Origin of the sequence: Synechococcus sp. MIT S9507 (assembly GCF_047304715.1) — a bacterium.
In the GTDB taxonomy this organism is placed as follows: Bacteria; Cyanobacteriota; Cyanobacteriia; order PCC-6307; family Cyanobiaceae; genus Synechococcus_C.
In genome coordinates, this window is sequence record NZ_CP138970.1 from 2,608,018 (window position 1) to 2,624,214 (window position 16,197).

Consider the following 16,197-nt stretch of genomic DNA (forward strand, 5'->3'; position numbering starts at 1 on the left):
ACTGCAGAGCAAAGCCGGCGGGCACGCTTGGCAAAAATTGATTTGGACGAGGCGATCTATGAGGCTGCTGAACAGCATCCTGATATCTGGCCTCGTGGATTAATCACCAAGATCGCTGATGAGCTTGGTGTCACACCAGCAGAAGTTCGCCGTGAGCGAACCATTCTTCTGCCAGGAGTGAAGAGCGCACCTGAACTGGGTTGGTGACCAGTCAGCAGGTGCCTATGCAAATTCTCTGGAATCACCATATGTCAGCTCAGACGCCTGTCATCGGCAGAAACGACCCGATGCTTTTCAAGACTTTCATCAGCTGAGCTCAGTGAACGTCAGTTCTGCCCACACAGCTCCAATCAATCCATTGACCTCAACGCATGGGGTTGCCGATCATGAGATTTAATCTTCGCTCTATCTGCACTGGGATAGTGCAACCAATCTATTGTCGGCGCTTTATTGAAGTAAGGCTTGATTTTTATTTCTTGTCTTGATGATGAATTATTCATGACTTGCTGGCCCTGCAGCAATTGATGTTTCGGTTCAAGCAGTCGGTCTCGTTGGCTGGACCGTTGGTCAAACTGGTTTCAGCCATGGTCACATGATTCTGTTGGATTGCATTGTTGTCTGAAGAATTGATGATCCAGTGTAGACAGGGTGGAAATTGATTGGATAATCAATCCATTCGTTGTTTTGCTTTGAAGATTCAGTCATCTGTCTCTCCGCCCATGCAGAAGCGGCTCGATACAATCGATTCCCTTATTCAGCAAGGCTACACGCTTAAAAGGAATAATTGGTTTGATATTCAATTCAAAAACAGTTCTGGAATCAGGGTGAATATATTTCTCCCCTGGAGATCGCCAAGTGGTTTTTCCTGGATTGCCTTCTGGTTTGCGGGTGTTGTTTGTTGTCAGATTCGTGAATGGTCCTATTTTTACTGGCTTGCGATCGTCACTTCTCTGGATGTTATTTTTGCCAGTCTGTTTAATAGTGACTCAAATAATTTCGCCGGTTTTGTGTTGAGCTTGATTTATGCCAGTTGGTTTCCTTATATGAGATATCTGGCAATTGAAGAAGAGAGGAAAGAGTTTCCAGTTTTGAATTCGTTTTTTATGGCCATAGGTTTGACCTTTATTGCAATCATTCCAGCTGCAATTCTTGCTGCGGTTTTGGGTGTTGAATAGTGATTAATGCCCTTTAGTTTGCAGCATGAAAAATGCTCCTGATCCTGCAATCGTCTTCTGTTTGATTGTGTTTTTGATTGATCGAATGTTGTTCACAGTCAAAAAGATGAAGGATTCATGGTTTTTGCTTCTTCTGCCCTTGCGTAAAATCAGAATTCGGCCTTCTTCGGGTCCACTGCAGTGTCTGTGTCTTTAAAGGTAAGACCGGTTTCTTGATTGCTCTGATTGGCTTGGTTGCCAGGTAGGCAGTTGTTTGCGAATGGATCCAGTGAGGATGAATGCGAGCGATTGATCTTCCTCTAAAATCGAACGGATTGAAAGATCAAATTGTTTTGCAGATTCCCGTGTTGCTGCCGTTTGCGTTGATCCCTTTTCTTCTTGGTCACGGAGGGGGTGGTGGAGGCTCTGATTACTCCAGGCACGCTTATTCCGTTTGGGCTGAAGAGCATGCCGAGCATCGCTGTGACGCCTACAGGCAAGGTATGGACTGGGATGAAGCTTTTGCTTACGCCAATCAATCTTCAGGGCAGGCCTGGAGAGCAGTATTTGTGTCTTACCCTGAGAAGATGAAAGCCTACAATGCTGCAATCAAGCGAGATTGCAAGATTCTTCATGTGAAAAAATGGAATCAGAAAGTAATCAAATGACAAGTATTTTGCTCGTTTTTTGTTGCTTGCTTCAGATTGAACTCAACCGTTTTAACTTTACAATGGCTCTGTGTCGAGATCCCCAGAACTGATGTGGTGGCTGAGTCATTCTGTTCTGCTTATCTCACGGTAATCATGGCTTTGAAGACAGTTTTCCCGTGGTGAGCCGTTGAGGTCACGGTTGCTCTCAGCACTGGTTTTTCCTCATCTGGTGTGGCATTCCAGATTGGCCGTGATCAGAATCCCTGGAAAACAGAATCGGCGCGCTGATGTCTCCTTCGGTTGTTGGTTATACCCTCGATCGTCTTTCGGCTCTCGGCATAGGGCATGTCTTCGGAGTTCCCGGCGACTACTCCTTTCCACTCAACGATGCTGTGGAGGTGCACCCTCGTCTTCAGTAGGTTCCCTCATCCAATGAACTGAACGCGGCCTACGCCGCCGATGGCTATGCCCGTCGTAACGGCGCTGCGATTGTCTGCACCACCTATGGCGTCGGCGAACTCAGTGCACTCAACGGCCTGATGGGTTCGATGGCTGAACGTCTGCCTGTCTTTCACCTGGTGGGTTCACCCAGCATGCGCATTGTGCGTCAGGGTCTTGTCTGCCACCACACGCTCGGGGATCAGATCTATGACCGTTTTGAATTGATTTCCGCTGCTGCAAGTTGCGTCAGCGCCAGGCTGACGCCTGAGAATGCAGTGATCGAGCTGGAAAGAGTGATTGATAAGGCGCTTGAGGAATCCAGGCCGGCCTATCTGACTTTCCCGATGGATCTGGCTCTGATGCCGATCACCGGCAACCCGATCAATGGATCTCCCATCGGAGCCATCAAACAGCACGACAGCGTTGTGTCAGAGCTCGACGCTGTACTCGACCTGCTGGAGTCACGGATCAGAGCCGCCAACCAGCCAGTTGTTCTGCCGACAATCACTCTGCGCCGATTCGGCCTGGTTGACGCACTGGTGGAGTTTCTCGAGGTGACCGGTTTGTCGTACGCCACCACGCCAATGGACAAAGGCATTCTCAGCGAGGATCACCCCGCTTTTATGGGGATGTACAACGGAGGTCGATCCACTCCCGCTGCTCTGCAGGGCGTGATCGAGCAGTCCGATCTGCTCATCGATCTGGGTGGATTGGTGATGGATGACCTCAACACAGGTCTCTGGAGTGGTCAACTCGACAGCAGTCGCATGGTGGCTCTGCACGCAGACTGGGTACAGGCAGGTAACCAGGTCTTCACCAGTGTCAGCCTCAGCGATGTGCTTGCTGGGCTGACAGCGCGCTTTAAACAAGCACCGAAACAGTAATCACGTTGGGGCGATGAGCGGTTTGTTGAACCTGAGCCCCTGCTGCCGGTGACAGGGGACGCCGGGGATCCCACGAGTTCGGCAGGTTTTTATCCCCGTCTGCAGCGTTTCCTGCGGCCGACCGATCTGCTGGTGTCTGATACGGGCACCTGCCTGCTGACGCTCAATGCGCTTCGATTGCCACCTGGAGTGGCAATGGAAAGCCAGACGCTCTGGGGTTCGATCGGCTGGGGTACACCTGCTGCTCTGGGATGCGCCCTTGCAGATAGCGATCGTCGTGTTGTGCTGGTTAGCGGTGATGGTGGTCATCAGCTCACCGCTCAGGAGATTGGTGTAATGGGATTCACTGGTGTTTCGCCAGTGGTGATTGTTTTGAACAACGGTCTGTACGGGGTGGAAGCGTTGATCAGTGAGTCGGGCCACGCTTACAACAACATCCCCGTCTGGCGATATGCAGACATTCCAAAAACGCTGGGTTGTGAGGGCTGGTGGTGTGGGAAGGCGTCTTCATTGGCAGAGCTTGACCGGGCGTTTGCTGCAATTAACGAGCATTCAGGTGCGGCATACCTCGAGATCCTGATTCCACCAGAGGAAAGTCAACCTTTGGCGGAAGAGGTCATTGAAACAATGCATCAGACGCATACACCGAAATCAAACACGCCTGTTTGAAACATGCTGTGTTCGCTTCAAGGGTGATTATCACCCTCAACACCGCGGAATCCGTAGAAGCACGAACACCACTCAGGTGGTGTGATCAGCTCTTGGGTTTGTTGTCGACATGAGATCAACCAAGGCGCAGTAGAGACTGCGCTGTGTCTCGACAGATCAGCTTTCGGGCCCGAGGATCGATCGGTGCTTGCTCAATCCAGCGTCCTGCCAGTTCGATGTCTTCGTAGGGGTAATCCGTGGAGAACATGATCCGTTCCGGCCCGAGCGTGTCGATCGAACACTGCAGAGAGGCGTCATTGCAGACGCCTGAAGTGGTGATGAAAAAATGTCGTTTGAAAACAGCGCTGGGTGTGGTGCTGATGTCGTTGCGATAGCGAGTTGTCGCATATCGACTGTCCAGTCTCCAGAGGTAAAAGGGCAGGTTCTCCCCCATATGTCCTAGGATCACTCTGGCGTTGGGATGTTTGTCGAAAATGCCCTTCACGATCAGCCGCAGCGCATGAGTGGCGGTGTCGATTGACCAGCCCCAGGTGGCCCCATCAAGTTCCTTCACCATGGACGATGGCTGGTCTGTCGGAAGCCCTGGGTGCAGATACAGCGGAACGTCGAGCTGTTCAAGTGTCATCCACAGCGGCTTCATTCTCTTGTGGTCGAGGTATTCGCCCTGAGTGCTGCCATTGACCAGAGCGCCAACGAATCCCAGCTCATTCACGCAACGCCTCAGCTCTGCACAGGCGTTCTCCACATTGAGCAGGTTCAGCGCTGCAAATCCGCGGAAGCGACGAGGTTGCTTCTGGATCGCCAGGTGCAGAGCGTCATTGCAACGACTGGCCAAGGCCGAGGCTTCAACCGTGTTTTGTATTGTCTGAATTCCAGGTGCAGTCTGAGACAGCACGGCGATCTCGACCCCGGCTTTGTCCATATTGATTAGCCGTTGTTCAGCGAGATCGGGAAGCAGTTCTTCGATCCTGCTCAACACCTGCGGATCGAAGAACTCCACGTCCTTTGCCGTGGGCAGCAGCTCCTGAATGGAGAAGTGTTCCTCAAGAGCGATCTTCCTTGTTGTGGTCTCTGAGACTGTGATTGAAGTCTGCGATTGTGGATGGCTCTCGTCTATGATCAGTTCCTCTGATTCCTCTCCACTTGCCGCCAGCCCATGGTTCGGTGCGGTGATGTCATGCTGATTTTTCTGGAGGATGTCCTGTTGATAGCAGCGTTGCCGATCAAGGAATTATCGAAGCAGACATTCAAAGAGTTCTATTGTTCTGTTGCAATCCTCCAGGTTCAACACGCCGTTTCGCCACTCACTTCTGGTTTGTTTCAAAGCAGCCTCCGCATGCCTGTAAATGGTTGGAGTATGGAGTGTGAAATGAGTGGTAGTAAGAGGCATTCAATCTGATTATCAGCAATGGCCTGACTACTGATGCAGCTAATTTTGAGTACCCGTTTACAGCTGTTTCAAGAATTGTTTATCAGTTGTCTTTGAATTCCATTCATTGGACATGAATTTGTGGTTGTTCACTTTTGCATCAGTCTTTATGCCTGCACTTATCAAGAAAACCTTCAAGAGGTGATTGCTTTCAATAGTTGTCTGTTTTGGAACTATCAGACTCCGTAGAACCCCTGTGTGTTGTTCATCACTGCAGAGGAGGCATCACCTGAAACTATTGCCAGGAGTTGGTCTTTATCGAAGTTAGTGCCGACCTAGACCGCTTCCACGAAGCCGTCTGTAAAGATGCCGAGACCGGATTGGCCGTGAGCAGAGGCTTGGTTGATGGTGATCTGGCTGGTGTCTGCACCCAGGATTTTGATCTGATCAAAGGCGTCTAATTCAGAAATAATGTCGGCCTTTTCACCGTTGGGATTGTTGCCGGATTTTCCATACCAGAAGTTTTCAAGCAACTGATCGGACTTAATCACAAGTAGATCTTTTTCGCCGTCATTGTTCTCCAGATAGGTGTTCCAGCCGAAGTCACCCCATAGCTCGTCGCTGCCGGTTCCACCGGTAATCACATCACGACCGTTGCCGCCGCGGACACTGTCATTTCCAGCGCCGGCCTCAATGACATCCCATCCTGATAGGCCGAAAATCCTGTTTGCACCATAACCGCCTATCAGCAATGAGCCGGCTATTTCCACCTCTTGTGAAGCAGGCAGGACACCTGAGTCGAAGTCGAGAGGAGTGCCTCTGATTTCAGGTTCGTTGCTGTTGATGGTTGTATTGACTGTTAAGTCACGGCTCCAGCCCGGGACATCAACAAAGAATGTTTCTTTGGCTGGTTCGCTTCTTACGGCAGGGGCAGCAATTGGGGCAGTCGACCCGCCACCACTCCCACTACCGCCACCGCCACCATTGCTTCCAGAAGACGATGTTGGTCTGGGATTGGTAGAAGCTGTTGGTGCGGGAGTTGGCTGGCTGCTGAAATCGTTCTCTGATGCAGTGATTTCAAAGGTGTTGTTGGCACCGATGGAACCACCGTTGCCATCGACGACGGAATAGGAGAGAGAGACGGTGCCAGTGAAGTTGATGTCAGGAGAGAAAGACCAGGAACCGTCGTTGTTGTTGGAGAGAGAGCCGTTGGTTGCAGTGAGGTTTGAGATGGAAAGTGTGTCACCATCGGGATCAGAGAATCCTTGAAGGAGGGCGTCTGCTGTCAGGGTGACGATGGAATTTTCTGTTGAAGATGAGAGTGATGCCTGGACTCCGCTGAGAATTGGTGGTGAATTCTCAGTGCCCCAGATGATCTGAAGAGCGGCCAGATCAGCTTCTGAAAAGCTGTAGTCCCAGCCATCGGGGCTGATGTTGTACGACATCACTGTGTCGTCCGTTGACCACCTTGGATCTGTCGGTTGTTCGTTGGGGTGGGAAAGTCCTAAAGCATGTCCTATCTCGTGAATGATTGTGTTGGCATCGAACGGGTCACCAGCTCCGGAAGCGTCATTTCCAAGGGAGTCATCATCCGTGTCCCTCCAAAGCACATGCCAGCTCTGTCCCAGATTGATGACTTGTCCGACTATGTCTGTACCCCAGTAGTCCCATTCGTTGACTGAGAGGATCGTGAGGTGTGAATCTTCAAGGTTATCCGTGTTCGCAAAGTTAAGATCTATCAGCGGGTCTAATTCGATAAATACATTGTTGATAAATGTTTCTGCGTCGCTTAAGTGGTCCCATGTCTGCAAAGTAGTACCAGTTCCCAGGTAGTTATCCACTGTTGAAACTTCATCGTAAATATAGTAGTAAAGAGTGTCTGAGTTTCCAAGATAGCTGTTGGTAATGTCTCCAAAGCTGTTGCTAGCCAGTGCTGTTGGGTTGAGTGAATCTTTGGCCGAGCTTTTTCCATTGATTGATGGAGTTTGTTCTGTTCCGTTTGTGCTCTCTGTAGCGCTTCCTTTACAGGTTGCGCATTGGCATTTTTTCGTGTGGAGTGTCGCCGCTGTCCGTGCTTGCTGAAGCTATGCCATTTGGCTCTGGTCTTGGCTCGTAGCCATGTGAACTGCCAGCGCCATTGCGCAGGATCGCTTCGCTGAGGCTGGAAATCTGTGCCATCAAGCCCTCGCTAACTGCGATTATTCCTGTATTAGCGCCGTTTTCGCCTGGAGAGCTCCTTTTGAGCTGAGATGTTTGATGTGTTTGTCCGTTTGTGCTGCCTTTAGAGAGTCTTGACTTCAAGTCTCAATCCACAACCCTGTAAGGCTGATCAGAGAGTTAGCACATTCCTCTAAATGGGTTTAGTAATGTTTGCTTGTTTGAAGATAATTAAAGTTTTTCGAATTGATGTAGTCGTAAGCTATTTGGCGACAGGATTCACCTGCTTTTTTAAGAGTTGATAGCTTGGCTTAATTATTGTTCGAGGCTTTTATTGTCAATTATTATTGCACTTGATTTTAAAATACTACTCGCTAGCATTGAAAGCCGAATGGTTTTATTTCAGCATTCAATTTCATCAAGATCGAAATCATGGGCTTTGTTCCTGTAAGAGGTGATTTGAGTTGTCTTGATCAATCTGAGCATAACTGTTGGCATCCTGACGGAAGGCTGAAACCGATCCACTAGTGGTTGTCGCATGGTCCACCCCTGGAAAAAATCATGGATGCGAATCCTCAGAGGAGTCTTTGGTCAATGGATTGAAATAGATAAAACAATTGTGGTTCAGGTGGCCATCTCTCCGCTCAGCAGCACTTGATTGCAGTGGCTTCAAAGGAGTGATCCATGAGTTATCTCTGGTTTTTATGCAACTTTGCGTGATTGTGTGTTCTCTCTTCTGGAAGTCGCCGTCTCAATAAATATTCCTGGTCTTTTCAAAGGTCTGTCTTGAGGGCTCTGGCGTGATGATCAAGATGTCTGTCAATCACGCTCGACACAAAAAAATAGCTGTGGTCATAGCCCTCATGGATCACCATTTCGAGACTCTGCCCGCTTTTGAAACAGGCATGGCGAAGGTCTTCCGGACGCAATTGCTCCTCCAGGAAGGGATCAGCTGAGCCGATGTCCACCAGCAGACAGTCATCTCTGAGGTGACCGTCCTCAAGCAGTGCAACAGCATCCCATTGACGCCAGCTGAGCAGTTCTTCAGATGATGTTCCGAGCAGGTGGCCGAACGCTTTACGCCCCCATGGGCACTGACCTGGGTGTGCGATCGGAGCCACTGCAGACACCGACCGGTAGAGATGTGGGTGACGCAGACCCAGCACCAGGGCACCGTGGCCTCCCATGGAGTGGCCAGAGATACCCAGTCGCTGATCGTCAAGTGGAACCTCAGTGCAGAGCTGTTTGATCAGCTCTTCAACGACAAAGCTGTGCATCCTGTAGTGCGATGACCAGGGCTGCTTCACAGCGTCCACGTAGAACCCGGCACCGTGTCCGAAATCCCACTGACCCTCAGGATCGCTGGGGACGTCATCCCCGCGTGGGCTGGTATCCGGCATGACCAGAGCAATGCCGTGCGTTGACGCGTGTCGTTGCGCACCTGCTTTCTGCACGGCGTTTTCGTCGCTGCAGGTCAGCCCTGAAAGCCAGATCAGGACGGGGACGGGTTCCGGTTTCGGTCCCAGTGCCTGCTCCGGAAGAAAGACGCCAACCGTTGTGGAGCCTTTCAGCTGCTGGGATTCCAGTTTGTAGCGGCGTTGCTCTCCTGCGAAGCAACGGTGACAGCTGATCAACTCCATGGTTCTGGTCGTGGCGCTTAGAAATGAATGACGGATCGGATGCTCTCACCCCGATGCATCAGTTCGAAGGCCTGATTGATGTCGTTCAGTTTCATGGTGTGGGTAATGAAGCTGTCCAGGGGGATGTTTCCTTTCTGATAACTCTCGACATAGCCAGGGAGCTGGCTTCTGCCCCTGACTCCCCCGAAGGCAGAACCCCTCCAAACACGACCGGTGACCAGCTGAAACGGTCGCGTGCTGATTTCCTGGCCTGCCCCTGCAACGCCGATGATTGTCGATTCACCCCACCCCTTGTGACACGCCTCAAGGGCAGCACGCATGACATCGACGTTGCCAATGCATTCGAAAGAATAATCAACACCTCCATCGGTGATGTCGATCAGAACCTCCTGGATCGGTTCTGAATGGTCACGTGGGTTAATGCATTCAGTCGCCCCCAGCTGCCGGGCGATGCTGAACTTGTCCGGGTTGAGGTCGATGCCAATGATCCTTTCGGCTCCGGCTTGAACGGCACCGATGATCACGGCGAGACCGATGCCGCCCAGTCCGAACACAGCCACTGAGCTTCCCTGCTGCACCTTGGCAGTGTTGTGTACTGCCCCGATTCCCGTTGTGACTCCGCAGCCCAGCAAGCAGACCTTTTCCAGCGGAGCATCCTGATTGATCTTCGCAACCGCTATCTCAGGAAGCACTGTGTATTCGGAAAACGTCGACGTGCCCATGTAGTGATGAATCATTGAACCGGCATGGGAGAACCGACTGCTGCCGTCGGGCATCATTCCCCTGCCCTGAGTGGCTCGGATCGCCTGACAGAGGTTGGTTTTGCCTGAGCGGCAGTAGCTGCATTCACCGCACTCCGGTGTGTACAGGGGAATCACGTGATCTCCGGGCGCGACTGAGGTCACGCCTTGCCCGATCTCCATGACCACAGCGCCGCCTTCATGGCCAAGCACGGCAGGAAACAGGCCCTCCGGATCCGCGCCTGACAGGGTGTAGGCATCGGTGTGACAGACCCCTGAAGCCACGATTTTCAGCAGCACTTCACCATGTTTCGGTGGTGCCACCTCGATTTCGGTGACATCGAGTGGTTGGCCGGGTGCCCATGCCACGGCAGCTCGGGAGCGAATCATGGGTTTCTGCTCGTGATCTCTTCATCATGAGCCTTGGCTTGTGTCCCGTGTTGCTGTGAGAAGAAGCACCGATGCCCACCAGCGTCCGCCGGGATGCTCTTGCACTGCTGTCGCAATGATGAATCGATTCGGGCGAGCTATACGGAGTTCTGGGAGCTGAGGTGATGCATCTCTCCTGCACAACTCATATTTTTTCAGTGCCCTATGGACAGCACCTCACCACCACAGCACCTGTTGCGTCATAACCGCAGAGAGTTGATCACTCTCGCTTTCGGAGCAGGGGTGCTGGCTCTGCTCAACTTCAGCGGCATGCTGCCGTTTCTGCTGGAGGGAAAAGCGGCGTGGATTGTTGCAGGCCTGGTTCTTCTCGGCGGAGTCGTTGTGCTGCTCTCACAGCAGGTGGCCAATCAAGCCGAACTGCTGGCAGAGGCCCTTGGCGAGCCGTACGGAACTCTTGTGCTCACGTTGTCGGTGATCGTGATCGAGCTGTCTCTGATAGGCAGCACAATGCTCGCCGGAGAAAAAAATCCCACCCTCGCAAGAGACTCGATGTTCTCGGTGCTGATGATTGCGCTCACCGGCATCACCGGACTGTGTATGACATTGACTTCATGGCTCTCCAAGCAGAGGCTTGGCTCGGACGGATATCTTTCTGAGGAAGACCTGTCTGGCCCGAACATGGCGGGCTCAATGGTTTTCTACAACCTCATCAGCACAATGAGCGTGTTGGTGCTGATCATTCCCAACTTCAGCACCGACACGGCGGAAGGCAACTTCAGTCTGCCAATCAATGTCGTGTTGACAGTGGTTTCGGTTGGGGTCTACTCCATTTTTCTTGCGAACCAGATGGGTCCTTACCGCTGCTTTTTCATGGACCCGAGTGATCGATTCACCCAACAAGATGGTGACATCTCAGGAAGCGCAGTCATCCATCGGCCATGGCAGGCAACAGGTCTTTTGCTGTTGAGCCTCGCCGTGGTGGTGCTGATCGCCGAATCGATGGGGCTGATGATCGAACGGGGTGTCAATGAACTGAATCTTCCTGCTTCTCTGGGAGGAGTTCTTGTGGCAATGCTGATCCTGATGCCTGAGGTGCTTAATGCAATCCGTGCCACTCGCCGAGGGCAGCTGCAACGAGCTCTCAACACGCTGTTTGGATCTGTTCTGGCCACCATCAGCTTGACGGTACCGGCTGTGTTGGTGATTGGAGAGATCACCGGGACCAAGGTGATTCTTGGACTTGAACCTGCAGCAATGGTTCTCCTGACGCTCACTCTTTTTCTGTTACGTCCCCACCCCAAGGTGCTCGGCAGTGAAGGGTTGATGCTGTTGGTGGTGTTTCTGTTCTGGCTGGTCCTTGAACTGATCTGAACAACAGTTGGGTTTCTCTTGAATCCTGACAAATTCAGAAAGTAGGCTCATCATAAATCAAGATATGAATTCAAATTGTGACGCAATCTGTGCAATTACCGGCAGGAGCGATCGTTGTGACAGGAGCTTGCGGGGGTATTGGCAATGAACTTGTAAATATGTTTGCTGAAAAGGGTAGGGAGGTTGTGGCGATTAGTCGCCCAGGTAAAGAAGTTAAATTGCGCAAAAATAATGTCTCGCCTATTCATGCCCTTCATGCTGACCTTTGCGACAAGTCTTCAATTGCTGGCCTTGCAAGTCGGGTGAAATTGGTTCTCCAGGGAAGACCAATCTCCGCTTTGGTCAATACTGCTGGAATCGTGACTCCTTTGCAGCCATTGAAGGATTTTAACGCTGAAATGCTAATGGATAATTTCGCCGTCAATACAATTGCTCCAGCAATTTTAGCGTGTGGGTTGTCTGGGGAAATGGTTGATGGAGCACGTGTTCTGAATTTCTCTTCGCGAGCAGCCCTGCTCACCTTGCCTGGGCTCTCTGCGTATTGCATGAGCAAACATGCTTTGCGTTCGATAACCAGGTCTTTGCAATTGGAGTTGCCTGACCATATTGCGGTTGGCTCACTGATTCCCGGGGAAGTGGATACGGGAATGCAAGGGGATTTGCGAATGCCTGATGCTGAAGTGTTCCCTCTTGTCCAATTTTTCAGGAAGAATGTTGGAAGTTTGATTCCGGCGGCAGTTGCTGCGAATTTTATTTACTGGGTTCTTTTCTGCACTGATTCAACAGATTTTGCGAGAGATGGTGCGTGGTATATCTACGACACCAGTCATCATCAACAATGGATTTGTCAGGGTGATTCGTTCGACTATCCTGAACCCTGAGGGATGGATTCGGTCTTCCAGGTATTGAGTAATGTATTGACATAAGATCGATATGCGTTTCAAAAGCTGTTCCGTGTGTGTTGATCAGTCGGTCCATCTTCTGCTGCAGATTGTCAGTGGCTCAGTGAAATGCAGGCTGGCTCTAGTGGACTTTGATGCCACTTTGGAGCCTCTAATTGCAGCGACTTCAGAGAAGCGATCTCTCGCTGGCTTCTGTTTTTCGCATCATTAGAATGGAGCTGTATGGTCGAAGTTTGCGTCACACTGTGATGCTTCTGGCTTTGCTTGATGTCTTAACAGCAGCTAAGTTAGTTGCTCAAGAATGGCAATCCAGCTGGTGGGTATTTTAAAAGTTTGTCAACTTCGGGTTTGACTTCGTTGCGGTAGATTGCCATTCAGGAGACGCAATAATGTCGGCTGTAATGGCTTTGGCCAATCGTTCTCCTGCGATAACGTCACTTGGATAGTGCATTCCGCAATAGACTCGGCTGTAGCCTCCCTGGCGGCCAATTTGTATCAGGCGTTCGCGCCGCTCAGGCATTAAATCAGCAAGTAGTAGTGCTGTAGATGCGTACCAAGTGGAATGACCGCTTGGATAAAAAAAGCTGGATTCTAATGGCAAGCAGGGTTTGATATCACTATGAGAGATAAAAGGCCTTGGTCGCTTATGTTTATCCTTCAGGTCATCTTTTACATTATTAACAATCTTCAGGAATGACATTAATCCTTTTCTCGGAATTGGAGCGGATTTAGTCGTATTCCCCCCTATTGCTGCGTCAAATTAGCCGACATAGCGATTCAGAAAAAGCCAAGAGTGATTAATAGCCTGTGGATAACAAGTGCGCTGGTCCCAACGTAAAATCACCAAGTCATCACGTTCAATGTTACCACCTGCTTTCGGGGCAGGCCCAACAATTGATAGATATCGATCGGCCGATAACTTCAAACCATCTGCGGGATTGGCTGCAACAGGAACTGACCAGAGAACCAAGCTCAAAGGAATCGTAAGAGCTGAATCGAAACGCATCGTAAACACCTAATTACGACCACTCTGAACAATAAAACGATAAAAACTATGGTCTATAAAAAATGTTAAGCAGGTCGAAGGTCTATTTAGTGGATCCTCACATTTCACGGTCTTACTAAAATTCCAGTGAGAAACTCAACATTCACTGCCATTAGTGCATCAAGTTGCGGACTGATCTAGTTTCCCTGACCAGTTTTGCAATCTAGAGCCTCGAATTACTGTGAGATTGAGAGAGTAGCTCTCGAGTTGTTTTCGGTTTGTCGTGCAACTGTGCATGACTATGGGAATCGACTCTTTGTTTCTCAGCTCAGCGAACTGTTTAGATTTATATGAACCCCAACGTTGAGTGTCTGTCACGATTTTTGGCGCTGCAAAACTCAATGTGATCACTGGCAGGGTCATACAGGGTGTAATTAGCCCCAGATCCAACACCGATCACGCTGCGTCTTGGCACCGGCTGTTCGTGCAACTGTTCACGAGTGTGATCTTTCACTCTTGATCGAATCTGCCCTCCGGTGAGCTGCAGTCGGAACTGACGTCCACTGCGCGCAGTGAACAGTCGATTGACATCCAGGCGAGTCAGTCTGTCGAGAAGAATCAATGGTGATGTCGTTTCATCGAGTTCATCGCCCACATCCGCTGAACTGCCGTGGATCAGGCCGCAGTCCAGTTCAATCAAGCCAAATTGCAGCGACGCCAGCCAGTTGAGGTGGTCTGTGCTCACTGCTTGCAGCAACCGCTGAACCTCAGAGTCATCTGACTGTCGATGTAATTCTTCGGCTTTGGCTTCTCCGCGGTAGCCATGCAGCGATAACAGTTGCTCTTCCTGCCAGCCGTAAATGCAATGGGGTTGTAGATCTCTGCGCTTTGGTTGGCGAAGTCGCTTCAACAGTGCATCACATTTGGGATGAGGGCCGATCATGTCGCCCAGGACAAACAGATGCGCCGTTCCGCGCTGCTTCTGCAGATCGGCCTGGATCTGCTCATAGAGATTGAGGTCCCCACGAAGACCACTAACCAGTGCCCAGCGTTCCATCAGCGTTCACACACGTGGCTGGCGTCTTCCGCACGCTCTGCGTACTCGAAGCCGTGGCTCAGGCGCCAGGCGAAAACCTCGGGTAGACCAGCTTCAACGATGGCTCGGCAGGTCTTGGCTACGTCGTATTCCACTTCTCGGACAGTGACCTCGCCGCTGTCGTCGTGATGGACCACATACGTTGCTTTGGTTGAACCATGCCTGGGTTCGCCGACCGAGCCGGCATTAACAATGCGGCGCATTGGCAGAACCATCTCCTGTTCGCAGTCGGAGTGATTGCCGTCCTTTTGCAACGACACACGGATAGCTCCATCGCTGAGCTCTCGCACGTAGGGCTGATGGGTGTGCCCGCAGAACAAGGTGTCCGCTCCTGCGGTTTCAACACGTTCAAGTGCTGCAAAGGCGTTCATGTCTGGAAGTAGGTATTCGTGCTGACTGTTGGGGCTGCCGTGCACAAACAGCAATCGATCTCTGCGAAGAGTCATGGGCAAACTCGCCAGGAAAGCCTTGTTGGCATCTGTGATGCGCTCAGCAGCCCAGTGGTGAGCACGGTGACCACGACGCTCGGCCAGCTGAGATGGATAACTGCATTCGCAGGCGTTGAGTCCGTCGATGATGTCTTCATCCCAGCAGCCCTGACAGGTGGGGATGGAGCGTTCGCGCACCAGTTCAATGACTTCATTGGGCTGTGGGCCGTAGCCCACCAGATCACCCAAACAGGTGATGGTGTCGATGCCTTGTCGGTCGATGTCAGCCAGCACCGCTTCGCAGGCTGCGAGGTTGGCGTGCAGGCAGGAGATCACTGCGTGGCTCATGGTCATCGGTTGGATTGATGGGCGAGTTGTCTGTTTCTGAGGGGGGCCTGATGCAGTTCCAGGACGTCGTCTGTGAGCAGGCAGTCGACAATCGTTGACTGAATGCCGGCGGGGTTCAGTGCTCTGCCCTGAACCACAAGGTGTGATGTGCGGTTCGGCCTGCCTGCCGGCGCTGCTACCGCCTCCAAGGGAAGGAACTGAGATCTCTGCTGGCTCACCATCCAGTTGCAGAGGAACGATCGACCATCAGGAAGATTCATCAGCGCTTTGGCCCGATACACATCGCCGTAGGCGCCATTCACGAGTTCAAACCAGAAGCTGCTGAGGCTGTTGGGATCCCAAACACAACCTCGAAGATTGTGATGCCAGGATTCAAGACGTTTGAAATCCAAGACGTCCTGTCTCGGGAGTTCTGGATCCAGGCCGAAATGCAGTGCGCGATCCGGACGCAGATTGAAGCGCTCCAGTTTCTGGAGGATGAGTGAATCGATGCCGTCGGATTCGCTTCTGGCTGGCGGTTGGAACTGCTGAACCTCAACCAGCACCAGTCGGGGCCCTGTTGGCAGCGAAGTATTCGCCGATGTTGCAAGGTCCACCAGTTCAGGGATCTGGTCTTTCAACCAGGTGCTGTCGATGCCTGCGTTATGGCCTTGTTCGAGACCCTCTTGCTGGGATCCGCTTAAGCGGAGATAGGCACAGCTGCCAGTGTGTTTCAGGAAGGTGTCGCGGATCCAGTTGGTTTTTCCGCAGCCGGGGGGGCCTGTGATCAACCAGGTGTTCTGCATGGCCGGAGAGCCTCAGGCCTGGGTGAACACAGGCCTGGGAATGGGAATCATTCTCACTATGTCAGATCAAATGAAGCCTGCCATCGAATCAAGCGTCGTGGTCGTTCAGGGCTTTTGCGGCATCAGCGCCATGCCTGTCTCTGCCAAGGCCTCACCACACGGGCTGTGGTGAGGTTGTTTCTGTTGTC

General features: G+C 51.6%; 17 protein-coding genes. 9 read left to right on the top strand and 8 right to left on the bottom strand.

The genetic code is table 11. The features are described 5' to 3' along the window. Positions 1–27 precede the first annotated feature (27 nt). The 6 genes from SIB83_RS14310 to SIB83_RS14335 all read left to right on the top strand — a co-directional run bounded on the left by SIB83_RS14310 (position 28) and on the right by SIB83_RS14335 (position 3,798). Positions 28–207 (top strand): hypothetical protein, encoded by a 180-nt coding sequence (locus SIB83_RS14310; protein ID WP_413402150.1) that lies wholly within the window; start codon positions 28–30, stop codon positions 205–207. Positions 208–719: 512 nt separating this feature from the next. Next, complete coding sequence (locus SIB83_RS14315; protein WP_413402152.1) at positions 720–1,175, top strand: hypothetical protein; 456 nt, start codon at positions 720–722, stop codon at positions 1,173–1,175. 278 nt (positions 1,176–1,453) lie between these two features. Further along, a complete protein-coding gene (locus tag SIB83_RS14320) occupies positions 1,454–1,822 on the top strand; it encodes a hypothetical protein (RefSeq protein WP_413746231.1) in 369 nt (122 codons plus the stop codon). Positions 1,823–2,091: 269 nt separating this feature from the next. Beyond that, positions 2,092–2,223 (top strand): hypothetical protein, encoded by a 132-nt coding sequence (locus SIB83_RS14325; RefSeq protein WP_413746232.1) that lies wholly within the window; start codon positions 2,092–2,094, stop codon positions 2,221–2,223. A gap of 18 nt (positions 2,224–2,241) precedes the next feature. Next, positions 2,242–3,129, top strand: coding sequence for a thiamine pyrophosphate-binding protein (locus SIB83_RS14330; RefSeq protein WP_413747387.1), 888 nt, complete (start codon positions 2,242–2,244; stop codon positions 3,127–3,129). Between the two features lie 48 nt (positions 3,130–3,177). Further along, positions 3,178–3,798: a thiamine pyrophosphate-dependent enzyme gene (locus SIB83_RS14335; protein ID WP_413746233.1), complete on the top strand. Its 621-nt coding sequence runs from the start codon at positions 3,178–3,180 to the stop codon at positions 3,796–3,798. Positions 3,799–3,913: 115 nt separating this feature from the next. On the opposite strand, the gene SIB83_RS14340 is transcribed toward SIB83_RS14335, so the two are convergent. From SIB83_RS14340 to SIB83_RS14355, 4 genes are all read right to left on the bottom strand, one after another. Beyond that, positions 3,914–4,798, bottom strand: a complete 885-nt coding sequence (locus SIB83_RS14340) for an amidohydrolase family protein (protein WP_413746234.1) — start codon at positions 4,796–4,798, stop codon at positions 3,914–3,916. Between the two features lie 704 nt (positions 4,799–5,502). Then, positions 5,503–7,008: a cadherin-like domain-containing protein gene (locus SIB83_RS14345; RefSeq protein ID WP_413746235.1), complete on the bottom strand. Its 1,506-nt coding sequence runs from the start codon at positions 7,006–7,008 to the stop codon at positions 5,503–5,505. A gap of 1,089 nt (positions 7,009–8,097) precedes the next feature. Further along, positions 8,098–8,964: an S-formylglutathione hydrolase gene (gene fghA / locus SIB83_RS14350; protein ID WP_413746236.1), complete on the bottom strand. Its 867-nt coding sequence runs from the start codon at positions 8,962–8,964 to the stop codon at positions 8,098–8,100. 17 nt (positions 8,965–8,981) lie between these two features. Continuing rightward, positions 8,982–10,094, bottom strand: a complete 1,113-nt coding sequence (locus SIB83_RS14355; RefSeq protein WP_413402164.1) for an S-(hydroxymethyl)glutathione dehydrogenase/class III alcohol dehydrogenase — start codon at positions 10,092–10,094, stop codon at positions 8,982–8,984. 204 nt (positions 10,095–10,298) lie between these two features. On the opposite strand from SIB83_RS14355, the gene SIB83_RS14360 reads away from it, so the two are divergent. Further along, on the top strand, positions 10,299–11,465 hold the full coding sequence (locus tag SIB83_RS14360) for a calcium:proton antiporter (RefSeq protein ID WP_413746237.1): 1,167 nt from the start codon (positions 10,299–10,301) through the stop codon (positions 11,463–11,465). Between the two features lie 77 nt (positions 11,466–11,542). Next, positions 11,543–12,346: an SDR family NAD(P)-dependent oxidoreductase gene (locus SIB83_RS14365; protein WP_413746238.1), complete on the top strand. Its 804-nt coding sequence runs from the start codon at positions 11,543–11,545 to the stop codon at positions 12,344–12,346. Between the two features lie 346 nt (positions 12,347–12,692). Here the strand turns inward: SIB83_RS14365 and SIB83_RS14370 are convergent, their stop codons facing one another. The 4 genes from SIB83_RS14370 to SIB83_RS14385 form a co-directional block, all read right to left on the bottom strand. Next, positions 12,693–13,067 (bottom strand): phosphatase PAP2 family protein, encoded by a 375-nt coding sequence (locus SIB83_RS14370; protein WP_413746239.1) that lies wholly within the window; start codon positions 13,065–13,067, stop codon positions 12,693–12,695. Between the two features lie 631 nt (positions 13,068–13,698). Next, entirely contained in the window at positions 13,699–14,409 is a 711-nt protein-coding gene (locus SIB83_RS14375) for a phosphoesterase (protein WP_413746240.1), read from the bottom strand. Further along, entirely contained in the window at positions 14,409–15,224 is an 816-nt protein-coding gene (locus SIB83_RS14380) for a metallophosphoesterase family protein (RefSeq protein WP_413746241.1), read from the bottom strand. The genes SIB83_RS14375 and SIB83_RS14380 overlap by 1 nt, the downstream gene beginning before the upstream one ends. 2 nt (positions 15,225–15,226) lie before the next feature. Next, on the bottom strand, positions 15,227–16,009 hold the full coding sequence (locus tag SIB83_RS14385; RefSeq protein ID WP_413746242.1) for a GTP-binding protein: 783 nt from the start codon (positions 16,007–16,009) through the stop codon (positions 15,227–15,229). Between SIB83_RS14385 and SIB83_RS14390 the strand changes: the two genes are divergently transcribed. Next, positions 16,008–16,181 carry a hypothetical protein gene (locus SIB83_RS14390; protein ID WP_413746243.1) on the top strand — a complete coding sequence of 58 codons (174 nt, stop codon included), beginning with the start codon at positions 16,008–16,010 and terminating at the stop codon, positions 16,179–16,181. The two genes, SIB83_RS14385 and SIB83_RS14390, sit on opposite strands and share 2 nt — an antisense overlap. The last annotated feature ends 16 nt before the right edge of the window (positions 16,182–16,197 follow it).